Annotated in this window: 16 protein-coding genes; all 16 read right to left on the bottom strand. The window is 59.6% G+C overall.

The window, feature by feature from the left end; translation table 11 throughout:
- Positions 1-183 precede the first annotated feature (183 nt).
- The 16 genes from trmD to ACYVIS_RS17300 all read right to left on the bottom strand — a co-directional run bounded on the left by trmD (position 184) and on the right by ACYVIS_RS17300 (position 17,905).
- Positions 184-981 (bottom strand): tRNA (guanosine(37)-N1)-methyltransferase TrmD, encoded by a 798-nt coding sequence (gene trmD, locus ACYVIS_RS17375; protein WP_232743465.1) that lies wholly within the window; start codon positions 979-981, stop codon positions 184-186.
- 14 nt (positions 982-995) lie between these two features.
- Positions 996-1,613 (bottom strand): ribosome maturation factor RimM, encoded by a 618-nt coding sequence (rimM, locus tag ACYVIS_RS17370; RefSeq protein ID WP_460874577.1) that lies wholly within the window; start codon positions 1,611-1,613, stop codon positions 996-998.
- 36 nt (positions 1,614-1,649) lie between these two features.
- On the bottom strand, positions 1,650-1,904 hold the full coding sequence (gene rpsP / locus ACYVIS_RS17365; protein ID WP_232743467.1) for a 30S ribosomal protein S16: 255 nt from the start codon (positions 1,902-1,904) through the stop codon (positions 1,650-1,652).
- Positions 1,905-2,141: 237 nt separating this feature from the next.
- Positions 2,142-2,390: a sulfurtransferase TusA family protein gene (locus ACYVIS_RS17360; protein WP_232743468.1), complete on the bottom strand. Its 249-nt coding sequence runs from the start codon at positions 2,388-2,390 to the stop codon at positions 2,142-2,144.
- 28 nt (positions 2,391-2,418) lie between these two features.
- Positions 2,419-5,043, bottom strand: a complete 2,625-nt coding sequence (gene alaS / locus ACYVIS_RS17355) for an alanine--tRNA ligase (RefSeq protein ID WP_232743469.1) — start codon at positions 5,041-5,043, stop codon at positions 2,419-2,421.
- A 117-nt stretch (positions 5,044-5,160) separates the two neighbouring features.
- Positions 5,161-6,180: a type II secretion system protein gene (locus ACYVIS_RS17350; protein ID WP_232743470.1), complete on the bottom strand. Its 1,020-nt coding sequence runs from the start codon at positions 6,178-6,180 to the stop codon at positions 5,161-5,163.
- A 9-nt stretch (positions 6,181-6,189) separates the two neighbouring features.
- Complete coding sequence (locus ACYVIS_RS17345; protein WP_460874576.1) at positions 6,190-6,792, bottom strand: type 4 pilus major pilin; 603 nt, start codon at positions 6,790-6,792, stop codon at positions 6,190-6,192.
- Positions 6,793-6,819: 27 nt separating this feature from the next.
- Complete coding sequence (locus tag ACYVIS_RS17340; RefSeq protein WP_232743472.1) at positions 6,820-7,953, bottom strand: general secretion pathway protein; 1,134 nt, start codon at positions 7,951-7,953, stop codon at positions 6,820-6,822.
- Positions 7,950-9,725 (bottom strand): GspE/PulE family protein, encoded by a 1,776-nt coding sequence (locus ACYVIS_RS17335; protein WP_460874575.1) that lies wholly within the window; start codon positions 9,723-9,725, stop codon positions 7,950-7,952. Before ACYVIS_RS17335 ends, ACYVIS_RS17340 begins: the two co-directional genes overlap by 4 nt.
- A gap of 4 nt (positions 9,726-9,729) precedes the next feature.
- On the bottom strand, positions 9,730-10,146 hold the full coding sequence (locus ACYVIS_RS17330; protein ID WP_232743474.1) for a hypothetical protein: 417 nt from the start codon (positions 10,144-10,146) through the stop codon (positions 9,730-9,732).
- Complete coding sequence (locus ACYVIS_RS17325; protein ID WP_460874573.1) at positions 10,103-11,518, bottom strand: hypothetical protein; 1,416 nt, start codon at positions 11,516-11,518, stop codon at positions 10,103-10,105. The genes ACYVIS_RS17330 and ACYVIS_RS17325 overlap by 44 nt, the downstream gene beginning before the upstream one ends.
- 10 nt (positions 11,519-11,528) lie before the next feature.
- Positions 11,529-13,121: a hypothetical protein gene (locus tag ACYVIS_RS17320; RefSeq protein WP_232743476.1), complete on the bottom strand. Its 1,593-nt coding sequence runs from the start codon at positions 13,119-13,121 to the stop codon at positions 11,529-11,531.
- Complete coding sequence (locus ACYVIS_RS17315; RefSeq protein WP_460874572.1) at positions 13,118-14,014, bottom strand: TrbG/VirB9 family P-type conjugative transfer protein; 897 nt, start codon at positions 14,012-14,014, stop codon at positions 13,118-13,120. Before ACYVIS_RS17315 ends, ACYVIS_RS17320 begins: the two co-directional genes overlap by 4 nt.
- A 252-nt stretch (positions 14,015-14,266) precedes the next feature.
- The gene (locus ACYVIS_RS17310; RefSeq protein ID WP_460874571.1) at positions 14,267-15,589 is read right to left on the bottom strand and encodes an extracellular solute-binding protein; all 1,323 of its coding nucleotides are present in this window, start codon (positions 15,587-15,589) and stop codon (positions 14,267-14,269) included.
- Positions 15,590-15,596: 7 nt separating this feature from the next.
- Positions 15,597-16,850, bottom strand: a complete 1,254-nt coding sequence (locus tag ACYVIS_RS17305) for a D-amino acid dehydrogenase (RefSeq protein WP_460874570.1) — start codon at positions 16,848-16,850, stop codon at positions 15,597-15,599.
- A 23-nt stretch (positions 16,851-16,873) separates the two neighbouring features.
- On the bottom strand, positions 16,874-17,905 hold the full coding sequence (locus ACYVIS_RS17300; protein ID WP_232743480.1) for a CDP-6-deoxy-delta-3,4-glucoseen reductase: 1,032 nt from the start codon (positions 17,903-17,905) through the stop codon (positions 16,874-16,876).
- Between the last annotated feature and the right edge of the window lie 78 nt (positions 17,906-17,983).

Genomic DNA, 17,983 nt, shown 5'->3' with positions numbered 1-17,983 from the left:
CCCTTGCATCCCGATCCAGGCTGCGGCCGCGGCGGACTCAAGCTCGCTCACCCCGCCTGGGCCGCCACCCCCGCTCGCAGTTAAGTTCTTTGGATGATCCAGGCCTACGTTTTTCGGATGATCGCAGGCCTGCGTTTTTTGCATGCTTAAGGACCTGCCTTTTTTGCATGAAAGAGGCTTTATCTACGTGAGGGTGGGCCTGTCAGCGATTTGGGCCAGGAATTTTTCGTCGGCCCCCGAAAGCAGGCCTTGCTCGCGCGCGTGGGCTATCAAGTCGGGGCGCCGGGCCAGCGTCAACCGCAAAGACTGCTGGCGGCGCCACACGGCAATGTTGGCATGATGCCCCGACAGCAATACCGCCGGCACGGGCTGCTCGCCGTATTGCTCCGGTCGCGTGTAATGAGGGCTGTCGAGCAGCCCGGTCAGGACGGTATTGAATGAATCCTGCAATGCCGAATCGGCGTCGTTCAGTGCGCCCGGCAGCAGGCGCACGGCGGCGTCCATGATGGCAAGAGCTGGGATTTCGCCGCCCGACAGCACAAAGTCGCCGATGGATATTTCCTCGGTCACGCAACGGTCTATGAATCGCTGGTCCACGCCTTCGTAGCGTCCGCAAATAAGGATGGCTCCGCCTGTATCCCGCAAACGCTCGGCCATCGATTGATCGAAACGCTTGCCGGTCGGGCTCATCAAAATTACCGCGGCGGGAACATTTGACGCCGGATCGCCAGGCGAAGCGGCTTCGCTGCGCTGCTCCTGGGCGGCGTGCACCGCCTGTTCCAGGGGGTCGGCCATCATCACCATGCCCGGGCCGCCGCCATAAGGGCGATCGTCCACAGTACGGTGAACGTCGTGGGTATAGTCGCGCGGATTCCACACATTCAGGGACCAGAGCCCCTGCTTATGCGCGCGCCCCGTGATGCCTTGATCGCGGACCACACCAAACATTTCCGGAAACAGAGAAACAACGTCAAAGCGCATAGCAGTGCCTCGAACTAGAATTCGACCGGCCAATCGCTTTCGATACGTTTTCCGGCTACATCGACCACATGAATATGCGCATTGACAAATGGCACCAGCACTTCATGGGGAAGGCCCTTGGCATTCAATACGGGAACCAGTTGGTTTTGCTCGTCCAGAGTGGCGCCTGCCACACGCAAAATCGCGTGTGCGCCATTGTCGACGACCTCGACCACCTCGCCTATCAATACCGGTCGGCCATCCTGGTCGCCGAACAGACGGCAGCCGATCAGGTCGATCCAATAGTATTCGTCGTCTGCGGCAGGTGGAAACGCGCTGCGCGGCACCCAGGCTGTATAGCCCTTGAGCGCTTCGGCGCTGTCCCGATCGGGCGCCAGATCCAGTTGGGCCACGATCGTGGCGCCTTGAGGGCGGCAGGCCGATACCTTGACGGCTCGCGGCAAGGGCAAAGTGCCCGTATTTCCCAACACGGGAACGGGCGCTCTCAACCACCAGTCTTTGACCTTGAGCAGGACATCCGCCTGGGCCGAGTGCGGCTGGATCTTGACCCAGCCCTTGACCCCATATGCGGATACGACACGCCCCAACTCTACAAGACCATCGGGTATCCCGGCGCCTTGGGTATCAGGCATTATTGCTGCTCAATAGCCGTACGCTGAACAAAATGCTCAGGCAGCGGCTTTGGCGGAGAATTCTTTTACCAGACGCTCGACGGCAAGCGAAATCTGCGCACCATTGTCGGCCCAATACTGAACCCGATCCAAAGCCAGGCGCAGGTTTTCCTGACCTTCATTGGCAACAGGGTTGTAAAACCCCACGCGTTCAATAAAACGACCATCGCGACGGTTACGCGAATCGGTTGCTACAACGTTGTAAAACGGACGCTTCTTCGAGCCGCCACGGGCTAGACGAATCACAACCATTGGTAATCCTTTGAAAATACTGTGAAAAACGAAAGATTCTAGCACTTTTACAGGCTTGTGAGCAAACCGATTTGCCGGAAAACATTAAATACCGCATCAAAACACAACACCCGATGCGCCGGCATGCCTGTAGGGGCGGACACCAGGCCCCTCCCTGCGCTACCGCCTAGTGACTTCCAGTAGGGCATCTACCGACGGGGAAAAGTGGCAATCAACGATGAATCCGGAAATTCGGAGTCAGCGGCGGGCCAGGAAATGGGTGGCGCCCGCCGCGGACTCGACCTGCGTCAACAAGGTGTTGCCGGTTTGCTTGGCAAAGGCCTGGAAATCCCGGATTGCGTGCGGATCGGTAGTAATGACCTTGAGCACCTGGCCGCTCTGCAACTGTGCCAGCGCTTTTTTGGCGCGCAAAATAGGCAATGGACATTTCAGGCCCGAGGCATCCACTTCGATATCGGGATCAGGCAAAGCTGCTGTTTCGTTCATGATGACAGAATAACCTTCCAGGTAAAACCTAGGCTTCCAGACGAGTGCGCACCCATGCTTCAACGCTGGACATCGCTCCGGGCAGCGCAGCCAGATCGGTGCCTCCGCCCATGGCCATATCGGGACGCCCACCGCCTTTGCCGCCCACCTGGGCCGCCACAGCGCCGACCAGCTCGCCGGCCTTGACCTTGGACAGAAGGTCCGACGTCACGCCGGCAACCAGGCTGATTTTTCCTTCGGCTTCGGCCGACAACAACACAATGCCCGATTTGATACGGCCCTTGAGCTCGTCGACAATGCCGCGCAACACCTTGGGATCGGTGCCATTCATTTGCGCCACCAACAGCTTGGAATCGCCCGTCAGGGCCACAGCCTTGCTGACCAGATCGAGGCCGGCCTGCGAGGCCAGCTTGCTCTTGGCCTGATCGAGATCGTGCTCGGCCGCTTTAAGCTGATTCTGCAACAGGCCAATGCGCTCGACGAGTTCGGCCGGCTGGGATTTGAGCAAACCCGCCGCCCGCAACAGAGTGGCATTGGTTTGCTGCACCCAGCGCAGCGCGTTATCGCCGGTAATGGCTTCAATGCGGCGTACGCCGGCAGCCACTCCCCCTTCGGAGAGAATTTTGAACAGGCCTATATCGCCTGTGCTGCCCACATGAGTGCCGCCGCATAATTCACGCGAGAAACCGATATCCAGCACACGCACTGTGTCGCCGTATTTTTCGCCGAACAAAGCCATGGCGCCGCCCTTCACCGCCTCGTCGTAGGCCATGACTTGCGCGTTGACCGGCTGATTGGCGAGGATCTCGGCATTGACGATTTGCTCGACCTGAACAATTTGTTCGCTGGACATGGGCGCATCGTGCGCGAAATCGAAACGCGTTTTTTCCGCGTCGACCAGCGAACCGCGTTGCTGCACATGGCTGCCCAACACCTGCCGCAAAGCCTTGTGCATCAGGTGGGTGGCCGAGTGATTGCGTACGGTACGGGCGCGGCGCTGCGCATCGACTTTCGCGTCGACCCGGTCGCCCACCGCCAGGGAGCCATTCAGCACGGACCCATGGTGGCCAAACACGCCATTCTGAATTTTTTGCGTATCGGACACCTGGAAACTGGCGGAACCGGTGCTCAAGGTGCCCGTATCGCCAACCTGCCCGCCGGATTCCGCATAAAAGGGCGTGGCATCGAGTACCACAATGGCTTCCTGGCCCTGGGATACCGAATCGACCGACGTGCCCCCGACATACAGGGCTGTAACCAGGCCCTGGCCCTGCAAATGCTCATAGCCATCGAAACGCGTTTGTACCCCGTGATAGCTCAGGCCTTCAACGGCCTTGAACTTGCCGGCGGCACGGGCTTGCTCGCGCTGGCGCGCCATGGACTGCTCGAAGCCGTCGAGATCGACGTCAACATTGCGTTCGCGGCAGATATCGGCGGTCAGATCGACCGGGAAACCATAAGTATCGTAAAGCGTAAACAAGGTTTGCCCGTCGAGCACGCCGTTTTCGGGAATATCGGCAAGCGCCGTATCCAGAATCTTCATGCCGTGCTCAAGCGTTTCGCTAAAACGCTCTTCTTCCTGCTTGAGCACTTGTTCCACCCGTGCCTGATTCCTGGCCAGCTCGGGATAGGCCTCGCCCATTTGAGCTACCAGGTCGGCCACCAGCCGAAAAAAGAAAGGTTGCGACTGGCCCAGCTTGTAGCCATGACGCAAGGCGCGGCGCACAATTCGCCGCAGGACGTAACCACGCCCTTCATTGCTGGGGATGACGCCATCGACAATCAGGAAGCTGCAGGCGCGTATGTGATCGGCAATAACCTTGAGGGAATTATTGGCCAGATCGGCGACCCTTGTTTCGCGTGCCGCAGCCTTGATCAGCGCCTGAAACAGATCAATTTCATAATTGGAATGAACATGCTGCAAGACCGCGGCGATGCGTTCCAGGCCCATGCCTGTATCGACACAGGGCTTGGGCAGGCGCGGCATATTGCCGGCGGCATCACGCTCGAACTGCATGAACACCAGATTCCAGATTTCGATGTAGCGGTCTCCGTCTTCCTCGGCGGACCCCGGTGGCCCACCCCAGATTTCGGGGCCATGGTCGTAGAAAATCTCGGAACAAGGGCCGCACGGACCCGTGTCGGCCATTTGCCAGAAATTATCGGAGGCATACCGCGCGCCCTTATTGTCGCCGATGCGCACAATACGTTCGACCGGCACGCCGATTTCCTTGGCCCAGATGTCATAGGCCTCGTCATCTTCCTGATACACCGTCACCCACAGCTTTTCGGCCGGCAGCCTGTAGACCGCGGTCAATAGTTCCCAGGCGTTATGTATGGCCTCGCGCTTGAAATAATCGCCGAAGCTGAAGTTTCCCAGCATTTCGAAGAACGTGTGATGCCTGGCCGTATAGCCGACATTTTCCAGATCGTTATGCTTGCCTCCCGCCCGTACGCAACGCTGCGAGCTGGCGGCTCGCGTGTAGGGCCGGGTTTCCTTGCCGGTGAATACATCCTTGAACTGCACCATGCCGGCATTGGTAAACAGCAAAGTTGGATCGTTACCCGGCACAAGCGAGGACGACGCCACGATGTGATGGCCTTTGGACTCAAAAAACGATAAGAATTTTTGACGGATTTCGGAGGTCTTCATTGCAGAAAAGCGCTAATTTAATGGGTAACGGTCGATTATAGAGGCTGTTGCTAAAAAAACACTAAACCATGTCCAATCGCAACAGGCGGCCAAGACTGAACCCTGCGCCAATCACGGCTATTCGACGCATAGGTAACCCACGGTCCGCCCCTCGGGCGGCGGGTGGCTGCCGCTATCGGAAATGGTGGTCATTGCAAAACCAGGAGGACAACTGCAGGCGCCGGTCGCCGGATTCGCCGAAGAACTCCCGCTGCCGGTCCTGCAGCCATACAGCGTATTGACCGAAAATCCGCCGCCGCCCCCACCGCCAGCCTGCCGCCAGGAATAGCCGCGACAGATCAGCAAACCGCCAAAAGACTGGCGTGCTACCGCCCCATTCTGGCTGCAAGGGGTAAACGCCGCCTCTTCAGCGCCAATAGTCAGGTAGTTCTTTATTGACAAAGACCCCCCGGTCTTGAGATCGCCCGCAACGCTTGCCGGCCCGCGAAAATCCGGGTCACGCTCATCGTGCACCCGCAAATAATCCAGATGCGCCAACTGTCCCGCCGTGACCGCCATGGCCAAAGTGCCGACGGGCAAGGCATCCATGCCCATTACAGGTGGATTGGAATAACCGAAGGCTGCACCACCGACATGATCGGGACGCAGGCGCGACACAACGCCTCCCCAGCCCTGCGCCGCGAGCAACCATTGCGCGATCATCTGCTCGTCGACATGGCCGCGGCGTACCATGGCCCGGGTACTGTGCACCAGGGCTTCGAGCCGGCAGGCGCCGGCCCCGCATGAACCGCTGCGCATCAGCACGACGGCGGCCGACAGGCCTCCGGTGCCGCGCTCGGGAAAGCCCGCCGACAAAAGACCATCGGCCTTGAGCTCGGCCACGCTGGGTGCGGACCAATTGGCATACCCTTTATGCGCCAGCTCTGTTGTGCCCGATGCCTTGAGCAAGGTTTGATCGTAGCGTTCGATATACGCTTGCACCGCATTTTTCACCATGGCCATCCAGGCAGCCGAAGACTGAGCCGCCCCGTCGTTGATCCTGTTGGCCAGGGTGCCTGCGCCCCATACCGCCAGCAAGGTCGCGATCAGCACCGCCAGCGTCAATTCCAGCAGGGCATATCCTTGCTGCCGATGCATGGGGGCCTCCTAGCTGGCGGTGAAGACAAAAGTATTGACATCACCCCTGGCGCACTTGGACTCCGCCGTCAAGGCGCTGTAGGCGGTCGCATCGTCTTTTACCGTAGCCGCCGATTGCCCATCGGGAGCCACGGTAATGCTGTCGGAAACCCGCTGCATGACCGACGCAATCGCGGGGCACGCGGCATTATTCACCCGGGACAGGGTGATCGCAAAGGCGGCGCCGGCCGCGGCCGGACCGACGGTCACTTCGCCGTCGGTACCCAGCCCGTGCAGCACCTTGATCGTTGCGTCGGCTCCCGATACCGAGAAAATGCTGGATTCACGTACCAGATTCGCAAAATTGGGAGTGTCGATTTCGGCATAAGGAGCAGACGAACCATTGGGTACATTGACCTTGGTCTGCAGAATGAAGCGCACCAGTTCTTCACCTACCTTGGGTACCTTGTTTTCGACGACATAACTGCCTATGGCCGGAATCCCGATAATCGCCAGCAGCAATACGATGGCCGTCACGATCGATACTTCGATCAGGGAAAATCCTTGTTGACGATGCAGGCCGTGCCGCAGAGGCAGGCAGCGCGGCTGAACCGCGGTGGTAATAACAGACATGACAACTCCTCGATGACCCGCTTGCCACTATTGGCTTGCGTAAAAAAACATCAATGCCCGACGCAGTTCGTCGATCACCGCGTAATGCCACAAGCCCAAACCCAGCAAGCCCGCCACGCACAGCAGCAACAAACACCAGCGCATTGCGAGAGCCTGGCGCGACACCGTCGTAAGCACCTGCGCCTTCAATCGCTGGCGGGCCAGAACCAGGCCCGTGTCCAGCCCGCGCGCCATCGCCATGTCGCTCAGAAACCAGAACAATTCAGGATCAAACAGCCCCGTGTCAAAGGTATCGGCGCCGACCAGGCCGACGTCGATGCGTGCCAGCATGGCATCGAGGTGCCACACGCTCCAGGCCGAAGCCCCGGCTTTCTGCATGGCCACCGCGGCTCGCAACTGAGTCGAACCGGCTCCCTGCCGCGTCAGCACAATAGTCAGCACCGCCATGAAGCGGACCGCGTTGACATAGCGGTATATGCGCCACAAGGAATAGCGGTCCAGGAAATTGCGCACGCGGCCGGAAAAATTAGGCAGGGACCACAACAGCAATAGCCCTCCCCCCGCCAGGAAGACCGCGACGAACAGCCAATGCCCCTGTATCCAGGAAGACAATGAGAACAGATGCCGCGTCAGTACCCCGTAATATTCGGCCGGTACCGCATCGAAGGTGCGACGCAAATGAGGCACAGTGAACAAGGGCACAGCCAATAACAGGGATGCCAGCACAAACAGCGCAACCATAGCCGACCAGAGCGTCGAATAAAGGATATCCCTGGCAAGCTGCATTAACCGCACCGCATCGCCAAGATCATGCAGCGTGCGTATCAGGGGAGCGTTGCCGTGCGCCTGGGCCGCCCTGATCAGACCCAGCTCAGCCGTTGGAAAACACTCGAGCCAGGTCACGTACAGATCGCCGCCGGTAGCCTGGTAGGCTTGCGCCCAGCGGCCCGACAGGCGGCCGCGCACCGACGCCTCTCCATACCGCCAGGCGTCATGCTCGAAGATTTCGCGCAAAGTGCGCCGACCCTGCATCCCTTCCATAAGTGCGGCAAGATACTCGTAATAATCGGCGCGCCCGGAACGAAAACGCCAACGGTCCACACGCGAGGCAAGAAGTTCCAGGCCCTGCAACAGCGGGTCGGCGAGCTGTGCAAGGCTCATGCCACGACTCGCAAGCCACGATCGCCGCGCACGCGCAGCAGACGCTCATAGGTTTCGAAGGACTGAAACCGCAGTTCAATTTCCCGCGGATCGATTTCCCCACGCAGCGCTTTGTGCATAGCGCACTCCATGGCGGTCCCCGCTTCCATTGCACTGGATCCGGCCTGTGGCTGGGCGGTGTAGCGGAATTCGCCGTACTTCGAAGAATCGGCTCGCTGAATAGCTTCGAGAAACTCGGGATGCAAAGACGGCTCGATATATTCGGCCGCCACGGTTCGTCCGGCATAACCGTTCAATGCGGGCGCCTGCGGATTCTGGCAATGCCGGCAACCCTGCAGGTTGCGGATTTTCAGGGAATCGGGATCGCAGACGCACAAACGCCGCAAACGATCGAGCCACGTACGCCAGGCGGCACCTTCGCGATGCCGGCCATCGAGGCCCTCGCCGCCCGCCAGCAGGCGCGCGGCCGGCAAAGCGCAAAACGGGCATAGCCTGGGCAGCAGCACCTGATAAACCAGCAGTTTGAGCACGCCCGGACAAGACAGAAAATCGCGCGACACGCCGATAAAGTCTGAAGCCAGCCGTTCGCCCACAAGCATTGCCGACGGAGCATGCGTCGTGGTGTACACACTCACGCCCGAGCCGGCCAGATCCATAAACGCCCTCCCCGATTCCCGATCGCGAATTTCACCCAGCAGGACATCATTCATGGCCGACCGTTTAAGCGTTCTGAGCTTGGCCGCGTAGGCATCATGATCTGTTGTATCGAGATCGCGCACGACTGTATTTTGTATGGCGCGAGGAATCAGATACTCGACCGGATCCTCGACGGTAATGATTTTTCGATGCTCGGGAATGCCCGCCATCAGCGACGCCAGGGTCGTGGATTTGCCCGAGCCTACCGTGCCGGCAAAAACAATGGCGCCCCCTTCCGACACCATGACACGCTCGATGGCGTTGACTTGATGAGGCAAATAGCCAAGCTGGTCCAGGCTCTGGCCGATCGCCGCTTCGCGCTTGAGCAGGCGCAGGCACACACTGGGCCCTTGATCGGCAGCCAGCGACGCCCAGCGCAGCAAAACCGTTCTGCCGTCCACCTGCCTGCTCAGTTTTCCCTGCTGCTCGATCAAGGGATCGAAAACCGCGCCATTGCCGCCGTGTATGTCCATCCAGGCAACAGACAACATGTCGACCAGGGTACGCGTAGGCATGCGGCGAAACCGTTCAGGAGCTACATAGCGTCCCGCCAATGTATATTTGATTTCGGATTCCGACTCGTTCATGCGCACATTCAGATGCACGTCGCTCGCGCCGTGCCGTACGCCCCATTCAATGATGTCCTGAAAAGCGCCCGCCAACGCGGTTCTGGCCTGGGCCGAGGCAAGATCGCCCCCACACGCGCCGGGCTGAACCGGCATCTGATTGCGGGCAATTGCCAGCAGCAAGGGAGCGGCCAATATATAGCGTTGCGGCAACGCCAGGCGATAACCGCTTTCGGCTACCCGCCTGGCCAGCTCATCGGCCTGGTCGCTGCCCGCATGCTCGGCCAGGGCAAAAATCGCCACGCTCTGATCGGCCAGTAGCACGGGACACAATCGGCCGGCCAGAGACTCGACCTCGAAATCAGCGCTTAAGGATCTGGACCATGCGGGCTGCAAGGCAGCCAGCTCATCCGGACCGGAAATCAACACGGCACGGGACACGTCGAAACGCGCCGCCGATAGCGGCAATCTGGGTGCGGGCGCGGCAAACCGGCGCAATGAACTCAACATGGCTTTACCTCCCCGCCCAAAGCGAAGGATGCAGGCACAATGTATGCGATTCCTCCTGGCGCTCAAGCTGCACGCACGAACCTGTTATGCCGCGCAGCATGAAAGCCGCGGTGCCGGCCTTGACCCCGACCGGCAAAGCCTGGCCGCGCATGTAAATATGCGGTTGAGATCCCACCAGGACCTCGGCCAGCAGTTTTTTTCCTACTCCGTAAATGGCCACCAGCTTGAGTCCGCCGCCGTGAGCCAGGGCCGCGCTGGATTCGGACGCGGACATTGGCTTGCCTTGGCCACGGAGCCGACCCTTTGCCTGGCTCAATGCCAGTTCGGTATCGAGGCGCATAAGTTCGCGCACCGACATCTGCTCGCTCGTCAACTCGTCAATGCCCTGCGCGCCCGCCGGGCCAAGCAGGGCCAGCAGCATCGGGACGAGACATGCCGTGGCTTTCCTCAGGCAAGTCGCCCGCAGAAAATTCGCGCTCTTCGACGGACGGACGTACAGACTCGGTTTCATACAGATCTCCTTGAAAAGACACTGTCAGACGGCTGCTTTTAAGGCCGGCCTGCCCAATGTCGTGCACGGTCAAAGATATTTTTTTCCAAGCCATGGAATCGGTGTAAGGCAGTAGCAGGCTGCCGGAACGCAAAGGCCCGCTGATTTGTACGGAGCGCACGGAATACGCCGGCAAATGAGCCGGCCGGGGAAGAATCCGGCCCTGGGCGTCGCGCGGCGGCACGACCTTGATGGCCCGCGGCCTGCCAAGCTGGATTTGCGTGAAGGCCGGCTGTATGGCCTGCAAGGAGCTGAACAGATAGCGCTCGTTGCCGGCGCTGCTTTTGAGCGCATGCTGGCTCAGGGGCAAATCCGCCAATGCAATATGCCACACCGACAGCGCCTGGTCGATGGAGATGAACTCGATAATCCATGACGCCGGCGCTTTCGCAAGCAAGAGCTCATTGCTGGCCTCTGAACCACGCCTGTCGTAGCGGGCCTGGCAGCGCCAGCCGCGGGCATGGGGCATACACGCCGCGTTCACCAGATACCAGCCCGCGATCCTGACAGGCATGTCATACAGGCTGTGCAAAGCCGTACGGGTACCCTGCACGCCGTGCACGACAATCTCGCGGCTGGCCCTGGCCAAGGCACTCTCCCAGGCCTTGCCGGGATCCATCTGTTGCGCCGCGGCCGGCGCTCGAGCTGCGGGCGACATCAGCTTCCATAGCCGCGGCAGCAGCAATGCCAGAAGCAATATCAGGACGAACCACTGTATTGGCCGCGGCAAGGCCCGGTGCCAATGGCTTACAGGCAATAGCCGGGCTTGCCGCCCACTGGACGATTCGATCAAGGGCAAGTCCACGGAATCTACGGAAGGAGGCAGGCCCACCATCGCCAGGCGCGGATACGCCTGTTTCAGTTCTTCCAGGACGCTTTCGGCATCGGATCGGCAACGAAACAATCTATCAGTGCGAGCCACCACGGCCCCTTCGTGAACCGCGACCAGCCAGTGCCGGGACGGACCGAGTTCGAGCAGCAAGGCAATGGTGCCGGTGGCAAACAAATGCGCGACACTTTGAGCGGCCGAATTCAGGACTTGCCCGCGTTGGGTGCGATCCAGCTTAAGCCTGGCCAACCCCACGGCAGGCGCCGTTTCCCCGGAAAAAACCAGATGCGTGGCACCGTGCCGCCTGGCTATGCGATACGCGACCCGGCTTGCCCGCCCATTGATCAGCGGCAGCCAGTCCAGGCCAAAGACCAGGGAGGCCGAGGCACCAGGCAAAATCAACACGTCATCCATGGCCCCCCCATCAGAAGCCCTCTTCGACCTGAGCCGTGATCACCAGGACAGTGGTCAAATGCTGGGTCGAAGCGCGATCGCTGCCGCCAAACGCCATTGGAATTCCTGGATTCAACCTCCGCCCCTCGGACTCCTCTTGACGGCGGTCGAAACCGGATACAAGCAGAGGCTGGCCGGGATACAGGGCAAGCTGCTGCACCGTGCCATTGCCATCGATGGTGATCTGTTGCAATTGCAAGGGATTGGCTTTATCGCCGAACGTTACCGACTTGATCGGCTGCGCCACGGTATTGTCATAAGCCACGGACAACAGGATCTGGCCGTCGTCCTGAGCATCGGGGACCAGCGTGAGCAGGGAGCCGACCGTTTCGTCCTTTTGGCTGACCGACACCGATGGGAGAGCCATGCCGGTTTCGCTCGCCAGAGCCGTGGTTTGTACCTTGTCTATATACGAAAAGGTTGTCCTGACCGCGTGCGTAACGGGACGGCGATTAAGCGTCAGGACTGGCACACTGCTGCGGCGAACCACCTGGCCAAGCTGGCTCAGCGCCTTGACCACGGCCTCTGAACCTTTGAACGAGCCTTGATTCAAACCCAGGCCCAGGCTTGCGGACTCGACAAGATTCGATCCGGGAATGGCCATTGCCGCCGCCACCTTGGCACTGGAAAAGACCAGGTTCCAGTCGAGCCCGGCTTCCGCCGCGTCGCGCGTTATCAAGGTAATTTCCTCGAACACCAATCGCACGCGGCGCGTGAGTGAACGATTTTCCTGGTCCAGATACCGGGCAATCTGCTGCAACACGTCTGGCGTATCGGTAACCACCACGGACGAACTGGCTCCGGGTTCGGCAACCAGCGTCCCCGCTTGCGACAGGAAAGGTTCGATACGGGAACGCACCACCGCCAAAAGTTCGAGCTTGCCGCTGGAAAGGCTGGTTTTCGAAGTGCTGGCGAAACCCTCGGCCTTGCCGGCCCCGCTCAAGCCCAGCGAAGCTTCCGCCTGGGCATTCAGCGTCAGGGCCCGAACGTTGAACACACGTGTTTCAGTTCGATAGAATTCGATTCGACTATGCGCATAACGCCACGCTACGCCAAGACTTGCAGCGATCCGGTCCAGAATTCTGGCCAGCGGCTCGGGCCCGCCGGACAAAACTACGCGAGCCGGCGCGGGATTTGCAGCCATGGCATTGCCGGCATTGGCCAGGCGCGGCGCAAAACGCTCAAGCGGCAGCAAGGCCTCGGGGCTGACATGCACAGGGATCGTGGTCACGGCGGTAATGCGCTGCGCAATGCCCGGCAAATCAAGTGCAACATCTGAAAACATAAGAGTGGTATTGACATTGGCACGCAAGGCCAAAGGCAGGCTTACTTCGCGAGCCAGCGGCTGCGAACGCCCGGCCAGCCAGGGCCTGGCCACGTCTTGTGCGGCGCGCCTCGCCTCGCGGCTTTTGATTGCCCGCCCAAAGGCCTGATGCCGAGCCTGCAGATCGGACTCGGCGGTTCCGACCGACAAGCCGATCTGACGCATTTTTTCGCCCAGCGCACAGGCCGAGGCCAGGCAACACAGGCCAATAATGGCGATGCACCGCGCCAGGCTGCTCATGAGGACTCCGAAAGGTTGGTGGTGCGATCGCACAGCTGCGCATACGGCACGATGCGCAAGACTTTGTTTGAATAAAAGCAGGGCTGCAGCGGCCGATCGGCGAGTTCGGTCGTGGCGACCAGTTCCTGGACCGCCGACTTGAAGCCGGATTCGAAGCTGGCCGAAGCCACAATGGGAATATCGGCGTCGACGACCCAATGCTCCGGCTCGAAAGTCCAGCCGGCGCTGCGGGCCCATCGAGCTAATGCCGCCCGAAGATTGCTGTCTTGCGGACTAACGTGATAATGGTCGGCCAGATCAAGCACCGAGGCCGCCGGAAGCAGCACCTCGGGCGCGGGCGGCGGCGCAATCCTGGCACCCGCATCCGGGACCCGAGCCTGGGCCGGCCCCTCGACCGCAGCGGGCTGCGCACCGGCATGCGGCAACTTATCGGGAACAGCGCCCGGCTGGGCAAGCGAGACCGAATCCACGGGCTGAGGCTCCGTCTGCGGCAAAGGCTGCAATGGCGCCCGGGATTCGGCCGGCTCGGCGGCAATCCGATCGATAAAGCTCTTTAAATGTCCACCGCGCAGCACCAGGCTGGCCCATACGCCGGGCAGAACCAGGTACGGCCCGTCGCGACGGTAATCAAGCAGCCTGTCGCCATTGGGCGATCGCTCGAAAATGGCGGGAATAGCCTGGCCGGGGGCAAACTGCAGCCACGTTTGCCGGCCATTGTCGAAAACCTGTACCGGCGCAACCTCGCGATCGCCGGACAAACGCCAGGAAAAATTGTAGTTGCCGGTGTCTTCCTGTGGATTACGCGCCGGCCCACCCGAAATCCATGCCCAATCGGGCAAGGCGGTGCAGCCCGATAAAAACAAAACAAGCAATATTGCGATCGTTCTAGCCATATCAGCACCAAAATAAAATTTACCCGTGTCGCTTGGGTAGCAATCTTGGATGCCGAGCCCGACTCTCGCCAGACCGAATTGTACGAATAGAGCTTTTTATCGCCAGGAGAAACCCAGCTGGCGCAGAAAAATTGCCTATGGATCAAGACATTAAATTACTCCGGGAAGGAACAAAAAATCCTGCTGGCCAAATAAGACCAGCAGGATTTTCAGATAGGGCTTCGAATCCGGCCCATGCGGTACCTCGGGCAATCAGTGCTGGCGCACGATTACCCCCGCTTCAGCAGATGCCGAACGCAAGGCGCTGACGGCAGGATCCTGCCCCTCCAGGGCACGATTCAGCTTCTGGCGAAACATGGCTTTGATTTTGGGGTAGTTGGTGACATGGAAACCCCGTTCGGTCGGCGTCGGGCGACGCGCATACCCGGCCACCAGTTCCTGCCAGTCGCCCAGGTTCTGGTAATAGCTTTTATCGGTGCTGGCAAACGCCTGCGCGGTCAATGGCAAATACCCGGTATTCTGATACCAGGTCGCGGCGTTTTTAGCCTGAGCCAGCCACCCCAGGAAGGCCGACGTGGCCTTGTTTTGATCTTTTGTGTGGTTATCGATTGCCCACAAGGCCGCACCACCCACAAAAGGATCTCCAGGCGTGGAAGTGGCCTGCGGATAATACGGCAATCCCGACACGCCGAATTTCAGCGAACGGGTGTCGTTGAACCAGCCCAGATTGCTGGAGCTGGACATCAGCACGGCGCATTCGCGGTTGGCGAAACGCTGCGTGGACTTCGCTTCAAGTTCGGGTTTGACCAAAAGCCCGGTGCGGGCCCAGCTGATCATGGTCGACAAATGGCGTATGTACATCAGGTCGAGCGGAAAACTTGGCGTAACCTTGGGCTGCATGCCATTGTCGCCCGTCAGGTACAACTGATTGTTCACGGCCGCCAGACTTTCCAGGTTGATGGATACCGGCTGGTCGGTCGTATAGGGGCAGTCGCGAGAGCCGCCATTGGCCAGCTTGACGAGCTGATCCTGCAGGCCCATCCAGGTGCGCGCGGGAACCGCCGGCTCCAGGTGCGCCTTCTTGAAGGCATCTACGTTGTAGTACATGACAGGAATCTCGACCATATACGGAAATGCCAGCAGGCGCCCCTTGGCATCGCGCATGAAAGCATGCTCGGGAGCCAGGAACCATTTGGCATCCTTGATCGGATACTTGGCCAGCAAGGTATGCAAAGGCAAAATATAACTGCGCTTGGCGACTTCGTCGGGCGCATGATTGTCGCTCAATTGCACCAGGTTCGGCGCATCCTTGCCCTTTGCGCTGCCGGGCAACGCCGATTCGATTTCGTCGGGGCTGTCGAAGGCCTTGAGCGTAACGTGCACCTCGCCCTGGTCGCTGTTGAACTGTTTAACCAGCTTCTGGAACACTTGTTTGTTATGGGAATTCAGGCTGTACCACACCTGGATATCGGTTGCCCCGGCCGCCAGGGCAGAGGAGGCGCCAAACACGGACGTACCCATCAGCGCGACGGCACACCACGCGGAAGTCGCGCCAAAAAACGGATGGATCTTCATAAGTTGCTTAGCCTAAAAAAGGAAATTCGGGTTCGGGTTGTTTACCGGAGATCAGATCAGCCAGAGCGCGGCCCGATCCCACTCCCATGGTCCATCCGAGCGTGCCATGCCCTGTATTCAAATAAAGATTGGAAATTCGTGTTTTACCGATTAGCGGAACATTGGACGGAGTGGTGGGACGCAAACCTGACCAGAACTGAACATTATCAAAATCAAGTGCGCTTGGGAACAAATCTCGCGCAAGCGACGCCATATTATCGCAACGGATTGTATTCAAGGCACGCGAATATCCCGAAAGCTCGGCCGTCCCGGCCATACGTATTTGCTTACCAATACGGGTATACACAACTTTGTGCGCGCTATCGGTCAGGCTGACTGTCGGCGCCGCCGCATCGTCCAGGATATTGAACGTGGCCGAATAGCCTTTGGCCGGATAGACATTGCAGGGAATCCCCAGGGGCGCGACCAGTTGAGGGGTAAAGCTGCCCAGGGCGGCCACATAGGCGTCGGCGACCAGGGTTTCGTACAAGCCTTCGGGATTGACGAGCTCCGCACCCTGTATGCGGCCGCCCTCCGCCAGCAGGCGGCTGACCTGTGTGGAAAAGCGGAATTCGGCCCCGGCATGGCGAGCCCGCTCGGCCAGGGCTGTGGTAAACAGATAGATATCGCCTGTTTCATCCTCGGCTGTGTAATCTCCCCCCAGGATGCGATCGCGCGCCGGCGCCAGGGCCGGCTCGATCTGCACGATTTCGTCGGTGCTGACAATACGACGATCCACGCCAAAATCCCGCATCAGGCCCGCCGCTTTCTGCGAGGCTTCGAATTCGCCCTGGTCGCGGTAGAAATTGAGTATGCCGCGTTCCAGATGGTTGTAATCGATACCCAGATCGACGCGCATGGCCTGCAAAGTGCGACGGCTGTATTCGGACAAGCGCACCATCGCCTGTATGTTCGGCGCCAGGCGGCCGGGCAGGCATTCGCGCAGAAACGCCATGCTCCAGACCCACTGCCGCCAATCAAGCTGGGGACGAAACGACAGGGGCGCATTTTTTTGGAACAACCACCTCAGCAATTGAAGAGGCGCCTGAGGATTGGCCCATGGCTCGGAATACGATACCGAAATCTGGCAGCCATTGGCGCGGCTGGTTTCTTGCGCCGGGCCGCTCGCGCGATCGATCACGACAACCTCATGCCCGGCCTGCAACAACCACCACGCCGTGGCCGTTCCGATAATTCCGCTACCCAGTACGGCTATTTTCATAGAAGCTTATCCTCGAAACCGCCCTATGCCAGATCGATTTCCGACGTAAACGCATCGGCATAGAACTCGTCGCCCGGCAGGCCTCTTTGCGTGAAATCCTTGCGGGCGCTGTCAACCATAATGGGCGCCCCGCATGCATATACCTGGTACCCCGAAAGATCGGGTATATCCTGCAACACCGCCTGATGCACAAAGCCTGTACGTCCGCTCCAGTTATCTTCCGCAAGCGCCTCGGAGATCACCGGCACATAAGAGAAATCGGGCAAGGCCCTGGTCCATTCCAGCACTTTATCGTGCATATACAGGTCCTTGGGCCGGCGCCCGCCCCAGTACAAGACCGCCGGGCGGCGAATCTGCTGCTCGGCCATGCGCTCGATAATAGCCTTGATCGGCGCAAAACCGGTTCCGCTTGCCAGAAACACCACCGGCTTGGCGCTGTCTTCACGCAGAAAGAAAGACCCGAAAGGGCCTTCGACGCGCTGAATTTCACGGACTTTCATCTGGGTGGCGCCCTTGCCGAACACATGATCGGTAAACACCCCGCCCGGCATATGGCGTATATGCAGTTCGACCAGATTATTGTCGACCGGCGGGCAGGCCATGGAATAGCTGCGGCGCCGGCCGTCTTTCAGTATGAATTCAAGATACTGGCCGGCGTAATACTTGAACGGATCGGCCGCCGGCAACTGCAAACGCACAATCATCACGTCGTCGGTCGCCTGTTCCAGCCCCATGACGCGCGAAGGCATTTTGCGAATCTGTATATCGCTGGCCATGCGGATTTCACGGGCCTCGATAAGCAGATCGGAATTGGGCCGGGCCTGGCAAAACAGCGTGTATCCGGCGGCCAGCTCTTCGGGCGACAGCAATTGCGCCGGATGCGGCCCCGCCTCGTAGTCGCCCTCTATGACGCGGCCCTTGCAGGTGGAGCAGGCGCCATTGTGGCAGCTGTAGGGCAAGACGATTCCCGCCGCCAGGGCGGCGTCGAGCACCGACTGGCCGGGTTCGGCCAAAAACTGATGTTGACTGGGCTGAACAGTAACCTTGAAGCTCATAAGGATTTTTTAAACAATCAAATAATTAAGTAACAAGCGAATAAACGCATTCCGTGTCCATAAAACCAGGCACTGCCA

It is taken from the genome of Paralcaligenes ginsengisoli, assembly GCF_054781135.1.
This window is presented reverse-complemented; position numbering and strand designations above follow the sequence as displayed.